The organism is Streptomyces sp. NPDC002958, from assembly GCF_055563255.1.
This window is the reverse complement of record NZ_JBVHDS010000002.1, coordinates 278,179-299,017: the sequence shown is the minus strand read 5'-3', so window position 1 is coordinate 299,017 and position 20,839 is coordinate 278,179. Positions and strand designations below refer to the sequence as shown.

The 20,839-nt window shown below is 68.7% G+C and carries 20 protein-coding genes; 15 read left to right on the top strand and 5 right to left on the bottom strand.

Annotated elements, in window-relative coordinates:
* The first annotated feature begins 292 nt into the window (after window positions 1–292).
* The 8 genes from ACZ3IC_RS04780 to ACZ3IC_RS04745 all read left to right on the top strand — a co-directional run bounded on the left by ACZ3IC_RS04780 (window position 293) and on the right by ACZ3IC_RS04745 (window position 9,770).
* Complete coding sequence (locus ACZ3IC_RS04780; RefSeq protein WP_467412611.1) at window positions 293–1,297, top strand: ABC transporter permease; 1,005 nt, start codon at window positions 293–295, stop codon at window positions 1,295–1,297.
* 95 nt (window positions 1,298–1,392) lie between these two features.
* Window positions 1,393–3,168, top strand: a complete 1,776-nt coding sequence (locus tag ACZ3IC_RS04775; protein ID WP_467412610.1) for an ABC transporter substrate-binding protein — start codon at window positions 1,393–1,395, stop codon at window positions 3,166–3,168.
* 144 nt (window positions 3,169–3,312) lie between these two features.
* Window positions 3,313–4,314 carry an ABC transporter permease gene (locus tag ACZ3IC_RS04770; RefSeq protein ID WP_467413137.1) on the top strand — a complete coding sequence of 334 codons (1,002 nt, stop codon included), beginning with the start codon at window positions 3,313–3,315 and terminating at the stop codon, window positions 4,312–4,314.
* Complete coding sequence (locus ACZ3IC_RS04765; RefSeq protein WP_467412609.1) at window positions 4,311–5,411, top strand: ABC transporter ATP-binding protein; 1,101 nt, start codon at window positions 4,311–4,313, stop codon at window positions 5,409–5,411. Before ACZ3IC_RS04770 ends, ACZ3IC_RS04765 begins: the two co-directional genes overlap by 4 nt.
* 35 nt (window positions 5,412–5,446) lie before the next feature.
* Complete coding sequence (locus ACZ3IC_RS04760) at window positions 5,447–6,679, top strand: ABC transporter ATP-binding protein (RefSeq protein ID WP_467413134.1); 1,233 nt, start codon at window positions 5,447–5,449, stop codon at window positions 6,677–6,679.
* 18 nt (window positions 6,680–6,697) lie between these two features.
* Window positions 6,698–7,369 carry a trimeric intracellular cation channel family protein gene (locus ACZ3IC_RS04755; protein ID WP_467412607.1) on the top strand — a complete coding sequence of 224 codons (672 nt, stop codon included), beginning with the start codon at window positions 6,698–6,700 and terminating at the stop codon, window positions 7,367–7,369.
* Window positions 7,370–7,464: 95 nt separating this feature from the next.
* The gene (locus ACZ3IC_RS04750) at window positions 7,465–8,331 is read left to right on the top strand and encodes a thioesterase family protein (RefSeq protein WP_467412606.1); all 867 of its coding nucleotides are present in this window, start codon (window positions 7,465–7,467) and stop codon (window positions 8,329–8,331) included.
* A 269-nt stretch (window positions 8,332–8,600) separates the two neighbouring features.
* Complete coding sequence (locus tag ACZ3IC_RS04745) at window positions 8,601–9,770, top strand: cysteine desulfurase family protein (RefSeq protein WP_467412604.1); 1,170 nt, start codon at window positions 8,601–8,603, stop codon at window positions 9,768–9,770.
* On the opposite strand, the gene ACZ3IC_RS04740 is transcribed toward ACZ3IC_RS04745, so the two are convergent.
* Window positions 9,763–9,924, bottom strand: a complete 162-nt coding sequence (locus ACZ3IC_RS04740) for a hypothetical protein (protein WP_467412603.1) — start codon at window positions 9,922–9,924, stop codon at window positions 9,763–9,765. The two genes, ACZ3IC_RS04745 and ACZ3IC_RS04740, sit on opposite strands and share 8 nt — an antisense overlap.
* The gene (locus ACZ3IC_RS04735; protein WP_467413133.1) at window positions 9,921–10,613 is read right to left on the bottom strand and encodes an N-acetylmuramoyl-L-alanine amidase; all 693 of its coding nucleotides are present in this window, start codon (window positions 10,611–10,613) and stop codon (window positions 9,921–9,923) included. Before ACZ3IC_RS04735 ends, ACZ3IC_RS04740 begins: the two co-directional genes overlap by 4 nt.
* A gap of 61 nt (window positions 10,614–10,674) precedes the next feature.
* On the opposite strand from ACZ3IC_RS04735, the gene mnmA reads away from it, so the two are divergent.
* Together mnmA and ACZ3IC_RS04725 are read left to right on the top strand one after the other, a co-directional pair.
* A complete protein-coding gene (gene mnmA, locus ACZ3IC_RS04730; protein WP_467412601.1) occupies window positions 10,675–11,805 on the top strand; it encodes a tRNA 2-thiouridine(34) synthase MnmA in 1,131 nt (376 codons plus the stop codon).
* A gap of 468 nt (window positions 11,806–12,273) precedes the next feature.
* Window positions 12,274–12,495 carry a hypothetical protein gene (locus tag ACZ3IC_RS04725; RefSeq protein WP_467412600.1) on the top strand — a complete coding sequence of 74 codons (222 nt, stop codon included), beginning with the start codon at window positions 12,274–12,276 and terminating at the stop codon, window positions 12,493–12,495.
* Window positions 12,496–12,630: 135 nt separating this feature from the next.
* On the opposite strand, the gene ACZ3IC_RS04720 is transcribed toward ACZ3IC_RS04725, so the two are convergent.
* The gene (locus ACZ3IC_RS04720; RefSeq protein WP_467412597.1) at window positions 12,631–14,451 is read right to left on the bottom strand and encodes an asparagine synthase-related protein; all 1,821 of its coding nucleotides are present in this window, start codon (window positions 14,449–14,451) and stop codon (window positions 12,631–12,633) included.
* 1 nt (window position 14,452) lies between these two features.
* Window positions 14,453–15,046, bottom strand: coding sequence for a lasso peptide biosynthesis B2 protein (locus ACZ3IC_RS04715; protein ID WP_467412595.1), 594 nt, complete (start codon window positions 15,044–15,046; stop codon window positions 14,453–14,455).
* Window positions 15,047–15,423: 377 nt separating this feature from the next.
* On the opposite strand from ACZ3IC_RS04715, the gene ACZ3IC_RS04710 reads away from it, so the two are divergent.
* Window positions 15,424–15,651 (top strand): hypothetical protein, encoded by a 228-nt coding sequence (locus ACZ3IC_RS04710; protein ID WP_467412593.1) that lies wholly within the window; start codon window positions 15,424–15,426, stop codon window positions 15,649–15,651.
* Window positions 15,652–15,654: 3 nt separating this feature from the next.
* On the opposite strand, the gene ACZ3IC_RS04705 is transcribed toward ACZ3IC_RS04710, so the two are convergent.
* A complete protein-coding gene (locus tag ACZ3IC_RS04705) occupies window positions 15,655–15,990 on the bottom strand; it encodes a DUF427 domain-containing protein (protein ID WP_467412591.1) in 336 nt (111 codons plus the stop codon).
* A 110-nt stretch (window positions 15,991–16,100) separates the two neighbouring features.
* On the opposite strand from ACZ3IC_RS04705, the gene ACZ3IC_RS04700 reads away from it, so the two are divergent.
* The 4 genes from ACZ3IC_RS04700 to ligA all read left to right on the top strand — a co-directional run bounded on the left by ACZ3IC_RS04700 (window position 16,101) and on the right by ligA (window position 20,697).
* A complete protein-coding gene (locus ACZ3IC_RS04700; RefSeq protein ID WP_467412588.1) occupies window positions 16,101–16,640 on the top strand; it encodes an LOG family protein in 540 nt (179 codons plus the stop codon).
* A 28-nt stretch (window positions 16,641–16,668) separates the two neighbouring features.
* On the top strand, window positions 16,669–17,358 hold the full coding sequence (locus ACZ3IC_RS04695) for an SDR family oxidoreductase (RefSeq protein WP_467412586.1): 690 nt from the start codon (window positions 16,669–16,671) through the stop codon (window positions 17,356–17,358).
* Window positions 17,359–17,448: 90 nt separating this feature from the next.
* A complete protein-coding gene (locus tag ACZ3IC_RS04690) occupies window positions 17,449–18,474 on the top strand; it encodes a methionine synthase (RefSeq protein WP_467412584.1) in 1,026 nt (341 codons plus the stop codon).
* A 30-nt stretch (window positions 18,475–18,504) separates the two neighbouring features.
* A complete protein-coding gene (gene ligA, locus ACZ3IC_RS04685) occupies window positions 18,505–20,697 on the top strand; it encodes an NAD-dependent DNA ligase LigA (protein ID WP_467412582.1) in 2,193 nt (730 codons plus the stop codon).
* Window positions 20,698–20,839: the final 142 nt, after the last annotated feature.

Genomic DNA, 20,839 nt, shown 5'->3' with positions numbered 1-20,839 from the left:
TCCGCGCTGGGGCGTCTGGTGATGAATGCGAAGCGAATCTGTATCTGTGCCCTCTTTCCGCCTCAACTGACCTGTGTTCGACGGGCGTTCATGTCCGTTCGGATAACGGAACGCCCCTGCGCGCATCACGGTTAGGCATCCATTCGCCTGTCGGTATGGCTAGCTGTCGCGACGGCAATGAAGACTCCCGCAGCAAGGGCGTCTTGCCGCCTCTGCGTACGACTGACTGATCGTGCCGCCACAGCGGCCAGTTCGGCCCGGCCACCGCCGGTTGAGAGGGGTCCTTGCCACGATGACGGCACCACTGCACGAGCCGACCAAGGAAGCGGACCCGATCGCGACCGGCGGTCCCGCAGTCGACTCCGGGGTGAAGAAGGTCGAGGGACGGTCTCTCAAGCAGATCGCCTGGAACCGCCTGAAGCAGGACAAGGTCGCGCTGACGGGCGGTATCACCGTGCTCGTCCTGGTCGTGGTGGCGGTCTTCGCGCCGCTGATCGTGAACCTGCTGGGACACCCGCCGAACGAATTCCACCAGGAGATGCTCGACCCGCTCACCAATCTCCCCAAGGGCGACCTCGGCGGCGTGAGCGGCGACTACCTCTTCGGTGTCGAGCCCAACAAGGGGCGCGACATCTTCAGCCGGATCGTCTACGGCGCCCGGATCTCGCTGCTCGTGGCGTTCTTGGCGGCCCTGGTCGCCGTGGCGCTCGGCACGCTCTTCGGGATCGTCGCCGGATACTTCGGCGGCTGGGTGGACGCGGTGATCAGCCGGGTCATGGACGTACTGCTGTCCTTCCCGCAGCTCCTCTTCATCATCTCCCTCGTCTCGGTCCTCCCCGACGATCTGCTCGGGCTCACCGGCAGCGGGGTGCGCATCGCCGTACTCGTCGCCGTCATCGGCTTCTTCGGATGGCCGTACGTGGGACGCATCGTCCGGGGCCAGACGCTCTCGCTGCGCGAACGCGAGTACGTGGAGGCGGCGCGCAGTCTCGGCGGCGGGCGGGGGCACATCCTCTTCCGTGAGCTACTGCCGAACCTGGTGGCGCCGATCACCGTCTACGCGACGCTCATGATCCCCACCAACATCCTCACCGAAGCGGCCCTCAGCTTCCTCGGCGCCGGTGTCCGGCCGCCCACGGCCTCCTGGGGAGGAATGCTGCGGGACGCCCTGGAGACGTACGAGCACGACCCGATGTTCATGGTCTTCCCCGGCGTGACGATCTTCATCACCGTACTGGCCTTCAACCTCTTCGGGGACGGGCTGCGCGACGCCTTGGATCCCAAGGGGACCCGATAACCCACGACTTGCCCCTGCCGCACTGTCAGGTGGCTTTGCCCATGGTTCTCCGGCAAGCAATGGCCTGGGACCGCGATCTCGGAGGTTGCGAGAAAATGTCCACAGTTACCTCGAAACGACGGCTCACCGCTGGTGTGGCCTTCGTGGTCGCGGCGCTGGTGACCACCACGGCGTGCGGCGGCGGCGACGGCGACGGCGGCGGCGACAGCAAGGCGAAGGGTGCCGGCTTCAACGCGGCGTTCAACAAGGTCGCCAACCCGTCCACCAAAAAGGGTGGAACGCTGAAGATGGTCGGCAAGCAGGACCTCGACTCCGCCGACCCCCAGCGTGCCTACTACGGCATGGCCTGGGACTTCATGCGTTTCTACACCCGCCAGCTGGTCACGTACGACACCAAGCCGGGCGCCGCCTCCACCAAGCTGGTCGGCGACCTCGCCACCGGCCCCGGTGAGATCACGGACGGCGGCAAGACGTACACGTACAAGCTGCGGGACGGGCTCACCTGGGAGGACGGCTCCAAGCTGACCTCCAAGGACGTCAAGTACGGCATCGAGCGCATCTGGGCGACGGACACCATCACCGGTGGCCCGCAGTACCTGAAGCAGACGCTGGACCCCAAGGGCGAGTACGAGGGCCCCTACAAGGACAAGTCCGCGGACAAGCTCGGTCTGAAGGCGATCGAGACGCCCGACGACAACACCATCATCTTCAGGCTGCCCAAGCCCAACGGTGACTTCGAGCAGTTCCTCGCCATGCCGTCCGGCTCGCCCGTGAAGGCGGACAAGGACACCGGCACGAAGTACACCCAGCGCCCGTTCTCCGCCGGCCCGTACAAGTTCGAGTCGTACAAGCCGGGCAAGAGCATCGTGCTCGTCCGCAACGACAAGTGGCAGAAGTCCTCGGACCCGGTGCGCGCCGCGCTGCCGGACAAGGTCACCGTGACGATCTCCGCCAACCTGGAGGAGAACGACAAGAAGCTGATGGAGGGCGACTACGACGTCGACCTCAACGGCACCGGCATGACCCAGTCCGGCCGTGTCACCGCCGTTTCGGACCACAAGGACAGCGTCGACAACATGCTGACGTCCTTCGTCCGCTACGTCGCGCTCGTCCACACGACCAAGCCGCTGGACAACGTCCACTGCCGCAAGGCCGTCTTCTACGCCACGGACTTCGCCAGCCTTCAGCAGACCCGCGGTGGCGAGATCGCCGGTGGCGAGATCGCCAACAGCACGCTTCCGACCTCCATCAAGGGCCACAGCGACTACGACCCGTACGGTGTTCTCGCCCGCAAGGGCAAGCCGGACGCGGCCAAGGCCAAGGAAGAGCTGAAGGCGTGCGGTCAGCCGAACGGCTTCTCCACCAAGCTCACCGCGCGTAACAACAACCCGGGCGAGGTCGACGTCGCCGAGGCGATGCAGGAGCAGCTCGGCAAGGTCGGCATCAAGATCGAGGTCGACCCGATCGACGGTGCCGAGGCGTCCAGCATCACCGGTTCGCCGTCCGTCGTGAAGAAGCGCGGCTACGGCATGACGATGAGCGGCTGGGGCCCGGACTTCCCGTCCGGCCAGGGCTTCGGCCAGCCGCTGTGGGACAGCCGGTTCCTGGCCGAGACCGGTAACTACAACGAGTCGCAGATCAACGACCCGAAGATCGACAAGCTCTTCGACGACGCGATCGCGGAGACCGACCCGGTCAAGGCCGGCGAGATCTACAAGGAGCTCGACAAGCGGATCCTCGACCAGGCCGACTGGATGCCCTTCATCTACGAGAAGAACATCACCTGGCGCGGCGACCGACTGACCAACGTCTACATGTCCGACGCCTACAGCGGCCGTTACGACTACGTCTCGCTCGGCGTCGTCAAGTAGTCGCTGTAGTCAACAGCATTTGCAGTCAACCCGGTTGACTGCCCCACCGCCGCCGAAACCCGCCAGTCCGAAGGGCAGGTGATGGCCGGGGCGGTGGCCGGGAGCCCCCACAAGGGGTTCCCGGCCACCGCCGGGCCGCGCACAGTGCTTGCTTATCTCATCCGGCGCCTGTTCGCCGTAGTCATCATGGTGCTCGTCGTACTGCTCGCGACGTTCACCATCTTCTTCATGCTGCCCAAGTGGGCGGGTCAGGACGTCGCCGTCCTCTTCGCCGGCAAGGCCACAGGTGCCGAGCAGCTCCAGGGCATCCGGATCAAACTGGGTCTCGACGACCCCCTTCTCGTCCAGTTCTGGGACTTCGTCAAGGGCATCCCGATGGGGCGCGACTACGCGAACGGTGACGACGTCACCCACTGCGCCGCACCCTGCTTCGGATACTCCTTCCGCACGGAGGTACCGGTCTGGACCACGCTCAAGGACGCCCTGCCCGTCACCGGTGCGCTCGCCGCCGGTGCCTGCGTCCTGTGGCTCCTCGGCGGTGTCGCCACCGGTGTGGTGTCCGCGCTGCGGCGCGGCAGCATCTGGGACCGTGCCGCGATGACCACCGCCCTCGCCGGCGTCTCCCTGCCGATCTTCTTCACCGGCATGGTCGCGATGGGCCTGTTCGTGCACAACTTCGGCTGGGTGCACATCGCCGACAACCTCTCCACGGACGACAGCATCGGCACCTGGTTCCAGACGCTGATCCTGCCGTGGATCGTGCTCGCCTTCCTGAACGCCGCGATGTATGCCCGGCTCACCAGAGCCACCATGCTCGAGGTGCTCGGCGAGGACTACATCCGTACCGCCCGCTCCAAGGGTCTGGGCGAGGGCACCGTCATCACCCGGCACGCCCTGCGTTCCGCGATGACGCCGATCCTCACCGTCTTCGGCCTCGACATCGGCGTGCTCCTCGGTGGCGCCGTCCTCACCGAGTCCACGTTCAACCTCCCGGGGCTCGGGCTCGCGGCGGTCCAGGCCATCAGCAGCAAGGACCTGCCCGTGATCCTCGGCGTCACCCTGTTCGCGGCTCTCGCGATCGCCGTCGCCAACCTCGTCGTCGACATTCTGTACGCCGTCATCGACCCGCGAGTGAGGCTGGGATGACCGAACTGCACAAGAGCGGTGCCGCGCTGGGCGAACCCTCCCCGGCCGGCTCGCCCGCTCCCACCGCCTTCCTCGAAGTGCGCGACCTCAGGGTGCACTTCCCGACGGACGACGGTCTGGTCAAGTCCGTCGACGGGCTCAACTTCCAGCTGGAGAAGGGCAAGACCCTCGGCATCGTCGGCGAGTCCGGCTCCGGCAAGTCCGTCACCTCGCTGGGCATCATGGGCCTGCACACCGCGGGACAGTACGGAAAGCGCAAGGCACAGGTCACCGGGGAGATCTGGCTGGACGGCAAGGAACTGCTGTCCGCGGACCCCGACGAGGTGCGTAAGCTGCGCGGCCGCGACATGGCCATGATCTTCCAGGACCCGCTGTCCGCGCTGCACCCGTACTACACGATCGGCAAGCAGATCGTGGAGGCGTACCGGGTCCATCACGACGTGGACAGGAAGACCGCCCGCAGGCGCGCGATCGAGATGCTCGACCGGGTCGGCATCCCGCAGCCCGACAAGCGCGTCGACAGCTACCCGCACGAGTTCTCCGGCGGGATGCGCCAGCGCGCGATGATCGCCATGTCGCTGGTCAACAACCCCGAGCTGCTGATCGCCGACGAGCCGACGACCGCGCTGGACGTGACCGTCCAGGCACAGATCCTCGACCTGATCCGGGATCTGCAGAAGGAGTTCGGGTCCGCGGTCATCATCATCACCCACGACCTGGGCGTCGTGGCCGAGCTCGCCGACGACCTCCTGGTGATGTACGGCGGGCGCTGCGTCGAGCGCGGACCGGCCGAGAAGGTGTTCTACGAGCCCCGGCACCCCTACACCTGGGGCCTGCTGGGCTCGATGCCGCGCCTCGACCGCGACCAGACCGACCGGCTCATCCCGGTCAAGGGTTCCCCGCCGTCGCTCATCAACATCCCTTCGGGCTGCGCCTTCAACCCGCGCTGCCCGTACGCGGATGTACCCAAGGACGACGTCACCCGCACCGTACGGCCCGAGCTGCAGGAGGTCGGCAGCCGGCACTGGGCGGCCTGCCACATGTCGCAGGAGCAGCGGGAGCGTATCTGGACCGAAGAGATTGCGCCCAAGCTGTGAGCGAGGACAAGGCCGTGACGAGCGAGGACAAGGGCGTGGACGTTCCGGCACAGAGGTCTGCCGGGAGCGGCGCACCGGTCAAGGACGCCGCCTCCCGCGAGGTGCTGCTCAAGGTGACCGGGCTGCAGAAGCACTTCCCCATCAAGAAGGGGCTGTTGCAGCGCAGCGCCGGTGCCGTGAAGGCTGTCGACGGGATCGACTTCGAGGTGCGCTCGGGCGAGACCCTGGGCGTCGTCGGGGAGTCCGGCTGCGGAAAGTCGACGATGGGCCGGCTGATCACCCGGCTGCTCGAACCCACCGCGGGCAACATCGAGTTCGAGGGGAGGGACATCACCCACCTCGGCGTCGGCGCCATGCGCCCGATGCGCCGCGACATGCAGATGATCTTCCAGGACCCGTACTCCTCGCTGAACCCCCGGCACACGATCGGCACGATCGTGGGCGCCCCCTTCAAACTGCAGGGCGTCACGCCCGAGGGCGGCGCCAAGAAGGAGGTCCAGCGACTCCTGGAGGTCGTGGGTCTCAACCCCGAGCACTACAACCGCTATCCGCACGAGTTCTCCGGCGGTCAGCGCCAACGCATCGGGATTGCCCGCGCGCTCGCGCTCAACCCCAAGCTGGTCGTGGCGGACGAGCCGGTGTCGGCGCTGGACGTCTCGATCCAGGCGCAGGTCGTGAACCTGCTCGACGATCTGCAGGCTGAGCTGGGCCTCACGTATGTGATCATCGCCCATGACCTCTCGGTCGTCCGGCACGTCTCGGACCGGATCGCGGTGATGTACCTCGGCAAGATCGTGGAGCTGGCGGACCGCGAGTCGCTGTACAAGGCGCCGATGCACCCGTACACTAAGGCGCTGCTCTCCGCGGTTCCGATCCCGGACCCGAAGCGCCGTTCGGCCAAGAGCGAGCGCATTCTGCTGAAGGGCGACGTGCCGTCGCCGATCTCGCCGCCCAGCGGGTGCCGCTTCCACACCCGGTGCTGGAAGGCCACGGAGATCTGCAAGACGCAGGAGCCGCCGATGGTCGCGCTGAAGACCGGGCACCAGGTGGCCTGCCACCACCCGGAGAACGCGCCCGACCAGGCGCCCGGCGAGACGGTGACGGCGGCGGCGCGCGAGGCGATCGAGGTCGTCACGGTGCGGAATCCGGAGACGGGCGAGGTGCGCAAGCCGGAGGCTGCCGAGGTGCGCAAGCCGGAGACGGGCGAGACCGCTTCCGACGACGGCACCGCATCGTCCGATACGCCGGAGGACAGCCCGAAGGAGTAGTACCGGCACAATTACCCGGTGCTCAACGAACTGTTCACGCCCTCCGTCCAGCATGCGCTCGACATCGCCGGAATCTTCGTCTTCGCGATCTCCGGCGCACTGCTCGCCGTACGCAAGAACTTCGATGTCTTCGGCATCGCGGTACTCGCCGAGGTGACCGCGCTGGGCGGGGGGCTGTTCCGTGACATCGTCATCGGGGCGGTCCCGCCCGCCGCGTTCACGGATCTCGGCTACCTCACCACCCCGCTCCTTGCCGCCGGCCTGGTGTTCTTCCTGCATCCGCACGTCGAACGGATCCAGGTGGGTGTCAATGTCTTCGATGCGGCCGGCCTCGGGCTGTTCTGTGTCACGGGCACGGTCAAGGCGTACGAATACGGCCTCGGTCTCACCGCGTCGGCGACCCTGGGGCTGGCCACCGCGGTCGGCGGCGGTGTGCTGCGCGACGTACTGGCCAACGAGGTGCCTTCGCTGCTGCGCTGGGACCGCGACCTGTACGCGGTGCCCGCGATGGTCGGCGCCACCATGATCGCGCTGTGCCTCCGCTTCGACGTGCTCAACGCGTTCACCAGCGGCACCGCGGTGATCGTGGCCTTCGTGCTGCGGCTGCTGGCGATGCGCTACCACTGGCGGGCCCCACGCGCCTACAACAGGCGGTCGGCTACTGCCGAGGAGGGCCCCGCGGCCACCTGACAGGGGCTTCGCGGCGGGGCCGACGCCACGCGCCGGCATCTTCCGGCCACAAAAAAGCTACCGCTCAGTAATACAATCGGTGTACGGTGCATCGCATGGCACAGGCAGCAGAGCAGGCGACGCGGACCGCGCAGGCAACCATCGGGAACAGCGAGTTCGACTGCGACACCGCCGTCACTCGACGCGAAGAAGGCGTCTACGACGCCGAGCTCTCCGCCGGATGGACGATCATCCACGCGGTCAACGGCGGCTATCTGCTGGCCATGATCGGCCGCGCACTCGGCGAGGCCCTGCCGCACCCGGACCCCTTCTCGGTCTCCGCGCACTACCTCACCGCGTCCGTCCCGGGCCCCGCGGTGATCCGCACCCAGACGGTCCGCACCGGCCGCACCCTCTCCACCGGCCAGGCCTCCCTCTTCCAGTACGCGGAGGACGGCACCGAGGTCGAACGCATCCGGGTCATCGCCACCTACGGTGATCTGGACGCGCTGTCCGACGAGGTCCGCACCTCGGCGAAGCCGCCCGCCATCCCGCCGCCGGCACACTGCCTCGGCCCGAGCGACGGCCCGGCCCCGATCCCCGGCAGCTCCGCCATCACCGAGCGGCTCGACATCAGGCTCGACCCGGCGACGATCGGCTGGGCCGTCGGCGCACCCTCCGGCAAGGGCGAGATGCGCGGCTGGTTCGGCCTCGCGGACGGCCGCGACGCCGACCCGCTCTCGCTGCTGCTCACCGTCGACGCCCTGCCGCCCACTTCCTTCGAGCTGGGCCTCAAGGGCTGGACGCCGACCATCGAACTCACCACCCACATCCGCTGCCGCCCCGCCCCCGGCCCGCTGCGCGTCTCCATCACCACCCGCAACCTCGCGGGCGGCTTCCTGGAGGAGGACGCGGATGTCTGGGACAGCGCGGACCGCTTGGTGGCCCAGTCCCGCCAACTCGCGCGGGCGCCGCGCGCATAGCCGCACGGGAGCGGGGAGCGGGGCGCGGGGGGCGGGGGAGCGGAGGGCGGAGGGCGGAGGGCCACATACGTGCGTCCCGCACCGGCGCTCTCTGCCGGGCGCCGTCTCCGACAGGATCGGGCTTTGGATCGGGGTGGGCGACGGCCCGTGCCTGACCGGATCGGGCTTCGGATCGGGGCGGGCGACCGGGCGCCCTGCCCGGTGCGCGGGGCCGGGCCGCGATGCGCCCGCCATACGCCCCGCCGCGGGCTCGTAGAATCGATCCCACCATGGCTTACCTCGACCACGCCGCGACCACGCCGATGCTTCCGGAGGCGATCGCGGCGATGACCGCCCAGCTCGCCGTCACCGGTAACGCGTCCTCACTGCACGCCGCCGGGCGCCGGGCCCGCCGTACCGTCGAGGAGTCGAGAGAGACCCTCGCCGACGCCCTCGGCGCACGCCCCAGCGAGGTGGTCTTCACCTCCGGAGGCACCGAGGCCGACAATCTCGCGGTGAAGGGCCTGTACTGGGCCCGCCGCGCTGCCGCCCCCCACCGCACCCGGGTGCTGGCCAGCCCGGTCGAGCACCACGCGGTGCTGGACGCCGTCGACTGGCTCGCCGAGCACGAGGGCGCGAACGTCGAATACCTCCCCGTCGACCCGCACGGACGCATCCACCCGGACGCACTGCGCGAGGCGATCCTCCGTAACCCCGACGATGTCGCGTTGGTCACCGTGATGTGGGCCAACAACGAGATCGGCACGATCATGCCGGTACGTGAACTGGTGGCTGTGGCCCGCGAGTTCGACGTACCGATGCATGCCGACGCGGTGCAGGCCTTCGGACAGCTGGAAGTCGACTTCGCCCGGTCCGGGCTGGCAGCGATGACGGTCAGCGCGCACAAGATCGGCGGACCGGTCGGCATCGGCGCGCTGCTGCTCGGCCGTGAATACACCCCTGTACCCGTGCTCCACGGCGGCGGCCAGGAGCGGCACGTCCGCTCGGGCACCCTCGACGTGCCCGCCGTCGCCTCCTTCGCCGTCGCGGGACGGCTGGCCGCCGACGGGCGCGAGGAGTTCGCCCGCGAGATCGGCGGTCTCCGCGACGACCTGGTCGCGGCCGTGCTCGCGGCCGTGCCGGACGCCGTCCTCGGCGGCGACCCGGCCCCGGGCGGCCGGCTCCCGGCCAACGCCCACTTCACCTTCCCCGGCTGCGAGGGCGACTCCCTGCTCCTGCTGCTGGACGCCCAGGGCATCGAATGCTCCACCGGCTCCGCGTGCACCGCCGGGATCGCCCAGCCGAGCCACGTCCTGCTGGCCACCGGCACTGACCCGGACCTGGCCCGCGGCACCCTGCGCTTCTCGCTCGGCCATACGTCCACCAAGCAGGACATCGACGAGGTGGCCCGCGCGATCGGCCCGGCGGTGGAGCGGGCACGGACGGCGGGACTCAGCTGAGCGGATCAAGGCCGTAGACCAGATCGGGCCCGTAGACCAGATCGGGCCCGGTGAGCGGATCGGGCCCGTCGAGCGGATCGGGCCTGTCGAGCGGAACGAGCGGATCGGGCCCGTCGAGTAGATCGGGCCTCTCCGGCGACTGCCACGCCCTCAAGCGCCGGACGGCCTCGAATCCGCCGCCCGGACCAGCTTGAGATACCGGTCCCAGTCCCAGTGCTCCCCCGGATCGGTGTGGTCCGCGCCCGGCACCTCCACATGCCCGACGATGTGCTCGCGGTCGACGGGTATTCCGTACCGCCCGCATATCGCCGCCGTCAGCTGCGCCGATGCCCCGTACATCGCCGCCGTGAAGTCCTGCGGACGGTCCACGAACCCCTCGTGCTCGATACCCACACTGCGCTCGTTGTACGACCTGTTCCCCGCGTGGAACGCCACATCCAGTTCACGGATCATCTGCGTCACATGGCCGTCCTTGCGCACCACGTAATGCGCCGCCGCCCCGTGTCCCGGGTCCTGGAAGACCTTCACCGCACCTTGGTAGCTGCCCTGGGTGACATGGATGACGACCCGGTCGATGGCGTAGTCGGCGGGGCGGTCGGCCCGCCGACAGTTCGCCGACGACGCCGATATCCACTCGGCCCGCGCGTAGTCCACCGCGCCCGGCTTCCGGGGCTTGTCCACCCCGGGCAGCCGCCACCAGGCACGCTCCAGCTCTTCCCATGCCAGCGCGGCCGTGCCCGCGGCAGTGGCGGCAGCGCCGATCAGCAGCGCGCGTCGGCTGATGCCGTGCCCGGACTTCGCCCCCGCGGACGGCTTGGCGCCCGCCGCCCCATTGGTCTCCATGCGATCCACAACGCATATCCATGAGCGTTCGGTTCCCGGCGCCCCGTACCCTGGTAAAGCTATGACTCAGACTTCCCAGCGCCCCCTCCGTGTGCTCGCCGCCATGTCGGGCGGTGTCGACTCCGCCGTCGCCGCGGCCCGCGCCGCCGAGGCGGGCCACGACGTGACCGGTGTGCACCTCGCCCTCTCCGCGAACCCGCAGTCCTTCCGTACCGGAGCGCGCGGCTGTTGCACGATCGAGGACTCCCGCGACGCGCGCCGCGCCGCGGATGTCATCGGCATCCCGTTCTACGTCTGGGACCTGGCGGAACGCTTCCGCGAGGACGTCGTGGACGACTTCATCGCCGAGTACGAGGCCGGACGCACTCCCAACCCGTGCCTGCGCTGCAACGAGAAGATCAAGTTCGCCGCGCTGCTCGACAAGGCCCTAGCCCTCGGCTTCGACGCCGTGTGCACCGGCCACTACGCCACCGTCGTACTGAATGAGGACGGCAGTCGTGAGCTGCACCGCGCCTCCGACATGGCCAAGGACCAGTCGTACGTCCTCGGCGTCCTGGATGAGAAGCAGCTCGCCCACGCGATGTTCCCGCTCGGTGACACCCTCACCACCAAGGACGAGATTCGCGCCGAGGCCGAGCGCCGGGGCCTCGCCGTCGCCAAGAAGCCCGACAGCCACGACATCTGCTTCATCGCCGACGGCGACACCCAGGGCTTCCTGGCGAGCCGGCTCGGCACGGCCGAGGGCGACATCGTCGACGAGTCCGGTACGAAGGTCGGCACCCACGAGGGCGCCTTCGGCTTCACCATCGGCCAGCGCAAGGGCCTGCGCATCGGCCACCCCGCCCCCGACGGCAAGCCGCGCTACGTCCTGGACATCTCCCCGGTGAACAACACGGTGACGGTCGGCCCGGTCGAGTCCCTCGACGTCACCGCCCTCACCGCCATCAAGCCCCGCTGGTGCGGCACGGCCCCGGCCGGCCCCGGCACGTACACCGCCCAGCTCCGCGCCCACGGCGGCGAGACCGAGGTGACGGCGGAACTGGTCGACGGGACGCTGAACGTCTCGTTCACCGAGCCGGTACGGGGCGTGGCCCCCGGCCAGGCGGTGGTGCTCTACGACGGCACCCGCGTGGTCGGCTCGGCGACGATCGCGACGACGGTACGGCGGGAGACGGCAGCGGCGTCCGGCTGATCGCCGGACTCGCTCCGATGCCTGCGGGCTTCCCCGCCCGGTACCGCGCAGTTCACTGTCGTGCGAGAAATGGGGCTGCTGCGCCACTCAGCCGCCTGCACCCTGCGGATAGGTGTGAACGATGTACGCCCAGCGTGCTGCGCCTACTGCCAGAAAGATCAGTGACGGCGCCGGCCACCAGCGGCTGAGAGTCCGCCGCCGCACGGGGAGCAGGGCAAGCAGGGAGGTGAGACCTGAAACGAGCTACCCGCGAAGTACGGACCTGGGCCGTCCGGAGGCATCCGGATGGTGATCCGACGAATCTCCGGGAACCATGGTGCTCGAGCCTCCGGCGCAGCACGTTGTTGGGCGCTGTCTCGGTCCTGGACCACTGGTTCCGGAACAGATTTCCTACTCCGGAATGGTCGCGCTGATCGGCACGGTCGCGGCATTGTTGGCCAACTTCATGCTCCCCTGTTCGAGACACTCATGGACGGCGATTCCACGGCCTTCAAGGTGCTCTGGGGCCTGCTCACGGCGGGTTCCGCATGGTCTGTCATCGCGGTGTACTGGACCTCGGTCGTGATCCCCGCTCCGAAGCGGGTGGCCGCGGCACTGATCGTCTCCTCGGCTCTCGCGATGGCCAATTTCGGCTCTACGAAGACCTTTACCAGCCGAGCCAGCGCGGAGCCAAGCCCGTCGTCAAGATGACTGTGGGTCAGCCTGTTCTGAGTCAGGACAGTAAGGCATTTGCCGTGCCGGTCAACATCCATCTCGCGAACCACAGCGATGTGGGCGGTCTCGTCACATCCGTGACGGGCCCGATCGAACTGACGCTGTGGAACGTCACGAGCCAGCGATGACCGGCATGGCCGCACCGTGCGCGTGGGAGCGCTGGTTCAATCGCTCCAGCCACACCACGAGGGCGAGAGAGCTGTTCATACGATCCCAGGAGTAGGAGTCCCCTATGCCGATCTGCGCCTCCCTCACTGCCCGGCACAACGTCTCGACGTCGAACATCTCCGCGATCAGCGGATGCCTCGCGGAGCGGCAGAGGTCGATGAGTTCGTCGCCGTGTGTCCGCAAGCCGCGGGCGTAGAGCTGGTTGAAGGGAACCTTGACCGCCCGGCCGCGGATCCGGGGCGGGAGCAGATCTGCCATGGCCTCGCGCAGAACCGCCTTCGGACGGCCGGGATGGAACGTCGCTTCGGCGGGGAGGCGGCGCATCGTGGCGATGACTTCCGGGTCGAGGAAGGGGTGCGAGAGGAAGAATCCGTCCTGCCGTGCGCGGCGCCAGGACAGCGGGTCGGGAGCGGCGATGTAGTTGGCCGCGTCGTAGAGCGACTGTTCCGGCTTGCGCCCGAATACGAAGCGGCTCTCCGCGATGCTGGCCTCATGGTAGCCGTGGGCCCGCGCGAATCCGGATCGCAGCCATCGGGGGCGGGCGAAGTTGCCGAGGCCGCCGAGTACCGTTCCGCGGCAGCGGACGAGCGCTGTGATCCGTTCGGCTGTCAGCGGGAGAGCCGGCTGCACGACGTAGGCGGAGACGACGTCCCACAAGCCCCGCTCGCTGCCCGCGGCCCAGGCACGTGCGTGCTTCGTCATCTTCCGGAGCTGTCCTGTGCGGGCCAGCCTGTACAGGTGCAGCGGGTTGGCGTCCGCAATCGGATCGGCCCCGCAGCCGGTCACGAGGGTGTCACAGCCCAGTTCCGCCGCCGCGGCATGAAGCCTGCTCCAGAACGGGGCGCGGAAGGCGTGCGTATGAGGCTCGTCCGGGTCTCCCGCGTGGTGCTGGAAGTCGTCGAAGTCGGCCACATCGTCGACGTCGACGATCACCGGGCGGGCTGCGGGTGCGTGACGGCGGATCTCCTCCATTGCCTCGTGGAGGTACGGCTGTTCCCCAGCCAGTTCTCCCCGGCTGAAGCGCCCGGCGAGCAGGACAAGGTCCCTCGGGTGGCCCTGCCCCGCAATCAGCAGGCGTGCTGCGAGCAACGCGATGCTGGTGGAGTCCGTGCCGCCGGAGACGTGGCATGCCGTCATCGTGCCCATACGGCGTCCGACAGCATCCTCCAGCGCGAGGCGCAGGTCCTTCGCGGCGCCGCCGAGGCGGAGGCTGTCTGCTGCCGGTATCGGCGGGTCGTGCGTCTGACGGACGCGTCGCAGCGACCGACCGCGCATCTGCCCGGTGACCGAAAGTTCCACCACCTCGCCACCCAGGACCCGGTGTACCCCGGCGAAGGGGGTGAGTTCCGAGTGCGGTTGCGCCATGTTCCCGGTCAGGTACCGGCAGAAGTAGCGACGTTCCAGCTCTGCTCCGCCGCCCAGACGGAGCGCCGAGGTACTCACCGCGCTCACACGGCCACCGGACTCCCTGAAGAACAGGGGGATGCGTGCCTGCTCGTCCCGTATCAGCAGGATGCGGTCGCGGCACACCAGCACAGCTGCATAGTCGCCGGTCGGCAGACGCGGTGCGGCTCCCGGCCGGCCGAAGTCGTCGAGGAGGCCGCGCGCACCCGCCACGCGGTCACGGACCGAGCCGACCCAGCCGGCGACCACCGCGGTGCCGGCTCGTGAGGAGACCGTCGTCACGAGTCCCTGCCGCGCCATGGCCCCGACCGCCGAGAGCTTCGGTGCGCCCCCGGCCCACTCGAGACGGAGGGCTTCCATGTCACTGCCCTCCGCCGTTGATCGAGAGAACCGGCACGAACGCGTGCCCGCGCGGATCGGCGGCAGGGATGCACAGACCGGCCGAAGACGTCCAGGCGTGCAAAGCGAACGGGTGCTCGCGCACACCGACGTGAAGCACGGCCTTCAGGCCGCGCCGCCGCAGCAGGACGAAAGCCGTCACGGCCTCGGCCTTGCAGTCGTCGTTGACGAACCAGCTTCTGCAGCCGTGCGATTGCACTGCTCGTTTCAGCCGTGCGACATCCTCCGCGGAGGCGGGGTCTGCACGGGCATAATCCGGGGCTGCCAAGGACAGGAGCCGAAGGACGCGCCCGAATCCCATGGTTCGGATCAGCAGGTGCACTCCGCGCAGCCAGAGCCCGATCTCGACGTCCGAATGCTCCTGTCGGCGGGCCCTCGCACACCCGGCACGGCTGAGACCGTTGACGAGTTCGGCGCACTCCTCAGAGCTTCCGTCAGCGAACTTCTGAATGTCCGCCGTCGCCATTCCAAGAAAACGGGTCCGCCGCCAGTCCGCAATCAGCGCTCCGTCGGACATCCGGGTGACACGGCAATGCGGTGACAGGATCCGCTCCATGGCTACCAGGGCATCAGTCTCCTGCGACACCGTGCATCCTCCAAGGTCGGTCCGCCGCAGCGATTCTGCGGCGGACTCGGTTCGACTTGTGGACGGTGTCAGGACAGATATCCGTGACCGTCGTAGAGGCCGCCGCTGAAGCCCCGGATCAGACGGCCGTTGCCGAGAAGAACAAGCTCATCTGGCATACGACGCCGCAGCAGTTGGAGAAGCATGGCCTACCTCCAGGATCAGAGAGCGTCCGTCAATTCCAAGCTACTCTGCCCCGGATGCTCCGCAACCGAGCGCGAATTCGACCGGCCATGCCTGCGGAACATTACGCCCAAACGGTGACACAGTGTAGTGGCCTGTATGACGCACGACGCCATGAGTCCGGTATGGCTCGTATCACCTCAATGGCGAAGAAGTCCGCCAGGACCCAGGGCCATCGCCTGGGGCGCCAGATCGCGCGTCTGGCCCGCCAGGGTGCGGTGGCGGGCGCGCGGGAGAGCCTCCGCCGGCGCGCGGGTCGCGACCGGACCCAAGCCGGGGTGAGCCTGGAGTCGCCGCAGGCCACCGGCGTGCGCGCCGTGACAAACGACAACCCCTCGGCGAGCGGTGATTGACGATCAGTCAGAGACGGTCTCGGTGTCGTAGAAGCAGAAGTGGTCCTGGATTGTGGCGACTTCGGGTTTGGGTTCCGGATATACCCAGACGAGATCGGCCGCGTCCGGCAGCGACCAGTAGGAGGCATCGCCCTTGAACGGGCAGTGGGTGTGGGTGTCCGAAGCTGTCAGGAGTTCGGTACGGACGTCCTCGGGCGGCAGGTAGTAGCGGACCGGGCAGCCCGTCTCGCGCAGTATGAGCGGGCGCCGGCTCTCGGCGAGCACCTGCCCGTTCCGTACCACACGTACATGCTCGATGCCGGGTTCGACGGTGATGATGTGTCCTCGTGTGGAAGTCATGTCTGGTTCAGCCGTGTCGCGGGCAGATTTCTTCCCCTTGGCCCCTTGGCGCCGGCCGGATTTCCGCCCGGCTGCCCAGGTGTGTCAGTGGTGGCCCTTACGGTGGCTGCATGAAAATCTGCGTCTTCCTCTCCGCCGCCGACCTCGACGACTGCTACACCCGGCCCGCCCGCGAATTCGCCGAATTGCTGGGCCGGGGCGGACACACACTGGTCTGGGGAGGGTCGGAGAGCGGGCTGATGAAGGTCGTCGCCGACGGGGTGCAGGAATCGGGCGGACGGCTGGTCGGTGTGTCGGTCGACTTTTTGGCCGCGAAGGCGCGTACCAACGCGGACGAGATGGTGATCGCGCGTGATCTCGCCGAGCGCAAGGCGCTGCTCCTGGAGAAGGCCGACGCGATCGTGATCATGGTGGGGGGTACCGGGACACTCGACGAGGCGACCGAGATCCTGGAGCTGAAGAAGCACGGCAAGCACGACAAGCCGGTGGTCCTGCTCAACACGGCGGGCTTCTACGACGGGCTGCGCCAGCAGTTCCAGCGCATGGAGGACGAGGGCTTCCTTCCCTTTCCGCTGACCGACCTGGTGTTCTTCGCGAAGGACGGCGTGGGCGCCCTGGCCCACCTGGAGGAGTGGTCCGGCCTGCGGTGACGCGGCGGCGGGGTGCGACCATGAGGGCATGTCCACTCATGTCATCACCGGCGCAGGCTCCGGCATCGGCGCAGTTGTCACCCGTCGTCTTCTGGAGCGCGGTGACGAGACCGTGCTGCTGGCCCGTGACGCGGGCCGCGCGAAGGAGCTGGCCGCTCTCCACCCCGGCGCCCGTACGCTCGTCGGCGACCTCTCCAACCCGGACCGGCTCTCCTGGGCGTTCGCCCAGCAGGCGATGCCGGAGCAGGTCGACTCGTTGCTGCACATCGCGGGCGTCGTCGAGCTCGGCAGGGTCGGTGACCTCACGCCCAAGGCATGGCACTTCCAGCTCAACGCCAACCTGGTCGCGCCTGCCGAGCTGACCCGGCTCTTCCTGCCGCAGCTGCGCGTCGCCCAGGGCCATGTGCTCTTCGTGAACTCCGGCGCCGGCCTCGCCGCGCACGCCGAGTGGAGCGCGTACGCCGCGAGCAAGCACGGCCTGAAGGCGCTCGCCGACTCGCTGCGCCAGGAGGAGCACGCGAACGGCGTCCGGGTGACCTCCGTCTACCCCGGGCGCACCGCCAGTCCCATGCAGGCCAAGGTCCACCAGCAGGAGGGCAAGGAGTACGACCCCTCCCGTTGGATCGACCCGGAGTCGGTGGCCACCACGATCCTGATGGCCATCGACCTGCCGCGCGACGCCGAGGTCAACGACCTCACGGTGCGCCCCGGGCACTGACCGCCGCCGACCGGCCGTCATCGGCCGGGGCCGGCCAGCCGTCCCGTGACCGCTGACAGCACGGGTCGGGCACGGCCTTAGGCTTCCCGTGTGAGCGAGAAGAGCAAGTTCAGGGGTTGCCCGGCCACCGGAATCGGTTCCATGCCCGGGGGAGACGCCCGGGAGGCGGCGAAGACCGTCACCGGGTCCTTCGGGGGCGGCGAGGGCCTGCCGTATCTGGCGGAACTGCCGGCCCGCGGGCCCGGTGCGGACATGATCGGGCGGACCATCGGGCTGCTCGTCGACCTGTACGGTCACGTCGAGCCCAGCGGCTGGCGGATCAGCGACCGGCCCGGACGGGACACCCGCCGGGCCAGGTCCTGGCTCGGTGAGGACCTCGACGCCCTGGAGGAGTTCACCCAGGGGTACGAGGGACCTCTCAAGGTCCAGGCAGTCGGCCCCTGGACCTTGGCCACCGCACTGGAACGGCGGGGCGGCGAGGCCGCGCTCGGTGATCTGGGGGCCTGCCGTGACCTGGCGGGCTCACTGACGGAGGGGCTCCGCGCCCACCTCGCGGAGGTACGGCGCAGGGTGCCTGGCGCCGAAGTGATCCTCCAGCTCGACGAACCGTCGCTGACCGGTGTACTGCGCGGGCAGATCAGGACGGCGAGCGGCTATCGCACCTACCGGGCCGTGGACCGCCAGGTCGTGGAGGGGACCCTGCGCGATGTTCTGGCGGCGGGCGGGGACGGGGCGACGGTCGTTCACACCTGCGCGCCGGATGTGCCGTTCGCGCTGCTGCGCCGCGCCGGGGCCGACGGCATCTCGTTCGATTTCTCGCTGCTCACGGAGCGTGAGGAGGATGCGATCGGGGAAGCGGTCGAGGGCGGCACCCAGCTCTTCCTCGGGGTGGTGCCGGGCACCGAACCGGCCTCGGGTGGATTGTCCGACCCGGGCGGTAGCGTCATGGGTGTCAGGACGCTGTGGCGCAGGCTGGGGCTGAATCCGGGGACTCTGACGGAGTCCGTGGTGATCACCCCGTCGTGCGGGCTCGCGGGTGCCTCGCCCGCGTATGCGCGCGCCGCGCTCGCCCACTGCGCCCGGGCCGCGAGATCGCTCGCAGACAACCCTGAGTAACGGGGCAACGGGTAACGGGAGGACGAGACGATGGTCGGCGAACAGCAGATGGCAGTGCCCGCACAGGTGCAGGAGCAGCACGCACTCCTCGCCGAGCAGATCGAGGAGCACCGCTTCCGGTATTACGTGAACGACCAGCCGGTCGTGAGCGACGCCGAGTTCGACCGGCTGATGCGCGAGCTGGAGGCCCTGGAGGGGACGTATCCGCAGCTGCGCACACCGGATTCACCGACGCAGAAGGTCGCGGGGCCCTACCGGACGGAATTCACCTCCGTCGAGCACCGTGAGCGGATGCTCTCGCTGGACAATGCCTTCGACGACCTGGAGTTGGCGTCCTGGGGCGAGCGGATCGCCAAGGACATCGGCACCACCGACTACCACTTCCTGTGCGAGCTGAAGGTCGACGGCCTCGCGGTCAACCTCACCTATGAGCATGGGCGGCTGACCCGGGCCGCGACCCGCGGCGACGGCCGCACCGGCGAGGACATCACCCCCAACGTCCGTACGATCGCCGAGATCCCGCACCGGCTGAAGGGAGAGCGGATTCCGGCGCTGGTCGAGATCCGCGGCGAGGTCTTCTTTCCGATGGAGGCCTTCGAGGAGCTCAACGCCCGGCTCGTCGAGGCCGACGACAAACCGTTCGCCAACCCGCGCAACGCGGCGGCGGGTTCACTGCGCCAGAAGGACCCGAAGGTCACCGCCACCCGCCCGCTGCACATGGTGGTGCACGGCATCGGCGCCCGCGAGGGCTTCGACATCGACTGCCTCTCGTACGCCTACGAGCTGCTGCACGAATGGGGCCTGCCCACCGCCAGGCACAACAAGGTGGTGGACTCCCTCGACGAGGTACGGGAGTTCATCGCGTACTTCGGCGAGAACCGGCACTCCGTGGAGCACGAGATCGACGGCGTCGTCGTCAAGCTCGACGAGATCCCGCTCCAGGGCCGGCTCGGCTCCACCTCGCGCGCCCCGCGCTGGGCGATCGCCTGGAAGTACCCGCCGGAGGAGGTCAACACCAAGCTGGTGAACATCCGGGTCGGTGTCGGACGCACCGGCCGGGTCACGCCGTACGCGCAGGTCGAGCCGGTCGAGGTGGCGGGCTCCGAGGTCGAGTTCGCCACCCTGCACAACCAGAACGTGGTGAAGGCGAAGGGCGTCCTCATCGGGGACACGGTGGTGATCCGCAAGGCGGGCGATGTGATCCCGGAGATCCTCGGCCCGGTCGTCGATCTGCGCGACGGCACCGAGGAGGCGTTTGTGATGCCGACGCACTGCCCGGAGTGCGGGACGGAGCTGCGGCCCATGAAGGAGGCCGACATCGACGTCCGCTGTCCCAACGCGCGATCCTGCCCCGCGCAGTTGCGGGAACGCGTCGCCTATCTCGCGGGCCGCAAGTGCCTCGACATCGACCACTTCGGCTATGTGGCGGCCGCGGCCCTGACCAAGCCGCTGGAGCCCGCCGAGCCGCCGCTGCGCGACGAGGGCGATCTCTTCGGACTGACCATCGAGCAGCTGCTGCCGATTCGTGCCTATGTCCTGGACCAGGACAGCGGTCTGCCCAAGCGCGATCCGAAGACCGGTGAGGAGAAGACCGCCTGGGTCTTCGCCAACCAGCAGGGCGAGCCGAAGAAGAACGCCCTCGCCATGCTCGACTCCATCACCACGGCCAAGAACGCCCCGCTCGCCCGGATTCTCACCGGGCTCTCCATCCGCCATGTGGGCCCGGTCGCGGCCGAGGAGCTGGCCCGTCAGTTCCGCTCCATCGACCGGATCGACAAGGCGACCGAACAGGAGCTGGCCGACGCGGACGGGGTCGGTCCCATCATCGCCGCTTCGGTGAAGCAGTGGTTCGCCGAGGACTGGCACCGGGAGATCCTGCGCAAGTGGCGGGAGGCCGGGGCCCGGATGGAGGACGAGGGAGCGGGGGAGGAAGTGGGGCCGCGCCCGCTCGAAGGACTCACCGTCGTCGTCACCGGCACGCTGGCCGGCCACACCAGGGATGGCGCGAAAGAGGCGCTCCAGAGCCGGGGGGCCAAGGTCACGGGTTCCGTCTCGAAGAAGACATCCTTCGTGGTCGTCGGAGACAACCCCGGCTCGAAATACGACAAGGCGATGCAGCTGAAGGTGCCCGTGCTGGACGAGGACGGCTTCACCGTGTTGCTCGAACAGGGGCCGGAGGCCGCGCGCGAGGCGGCCCTGCCCGTCGGAGAACCGGCGAAATAGGGCAGCTCCCCGTCGGAGAACCGGCGGAATGGGGCAGCTTCGCGTCGGGGAGTCGGCGGAATGGGGCAGCTTCGCGTCGGGGAGTCGGCGGAATGGGGCAGCTCTCCGTCGGACAAATCCGGGATGGGGCCGATCGGTGGGC

What these genes read in the sequence shown, in the direction of transcription:
- ACZ3IC_RS04745 (WP_467412604.1), top strand. Translation starts at nt 8,601, where the DNA reads ATGGCTTACCTCGACCACGCCGCGACCACGCCGATGCTTCCGGAGGCG.
- ACZ3IC_RS04700 (WP_467412588.1), top strand. Translation starts at nt 16,101, where the DNA reads ATGAAAATCTGCGTCTTCCTCTCCGCCGCCGACCTCGACGACTGCTAC.
- ACZ3IC_RS04780 (WP_467412611.1), top strand. Translation starts at nt 293, where the DNA reads ATGACGGCACCACTGCACGAGCCGACCAAGGAAGCGGACCCGATCGCG.
- ACZ3IC_RS04695 (WP_467412586.1), top strand. Translation starts at nt 16,669, where the DNA reads ATGTCCACTCATGTCATCACCGGCGCAGGCTCCGGCATCGGCGCAGTT.
- ACZ3IC_RS04735 (WP_467413133.1), bottom strand. Translation starts at nt 10,613, where the DNA reads ATGGAGACCAATGGGGCGGCGGGCGCCAAGCCGTCCGCGGGGGCGAAG.
- ACZ3IC_RS04765 (WP_467412609.1), top strand. Translation starts at nt 4,311, where the DNA reads ATGACCGAACTGCACAAGAGCGGTGCCGCGCTGGGCGAACCCTCCCCG.
- ligA (WP_467412582.1), top strand. Translation starts at nt 18,505, where the DNA reads ATGGTCGGCGAACAGCAGATGGCAGTGCCCGCACAGGTGCAGGAGCAG.
- ACZ3IC_RS04775 (WP_467412610.1), top strand. Translation starts at nt 1,393, where the DNA reads ATGTCCACAGTTACCTCGAAACGACGGCTCACCGCTGGTGTGGCCTTC.
- ACZ3IC_RS04715 (WP_467412595.1), bottom strand. Translation starts at nt 15,046, where the DNA reads ATGGAGCGGATCCTGTCACCGCATTGCCGTGTCACCCGGATGTCCGAC.
- ACZ3IC_RS04720 (WP_467412597.1), bottom strand. Translation starts at nt 14,451, where the DNA reads ATGGAAGCCCTCCGTCTCGAGTGGGCCGGGGGCGCACCGAAGCTCTCG.
- mnmA (WP_467412601.1), top strand. Translation starts at nt 10,675, where the DNA reads ATGACTCAGACTTCCCAGCGCCCCCTCCGTGTGCTCGCCGCCATGTCG.
- ACZ3IC_RS04725 (WP_467412600.1), top strand. Translation starts at nt 12,274, where the DNA reads ATGGACGGCGATTCCACGGCCTTCAAGGTGCTCTGGGGCCTGCTCACG.
- ACZ3IC_RS04710 (WP_467412593.1), top strand. Translation starts at nt 15,424, where the DNA reads ATGGCTCGTATCACCTCAATGGCGAAGAAGTCCGCCAGGACCCAGGGC.
- ACZ3IC_RS04750 (WP_467412606.1), top strand. Translation starts at nt 7,465, where the DNA reads ATGGCACAGGCAGCAGAGCAGGCGACGCGGACCGCGCAGGCAACCATC.
- ACZ3IC_RS04705 (WP_467412591.1), bottom strand. Translation starts at nt 15,990, where the DNA reads ATGACTTCCACACGAGGACACATCATCACCGTCGAACCCGGCATCGAG.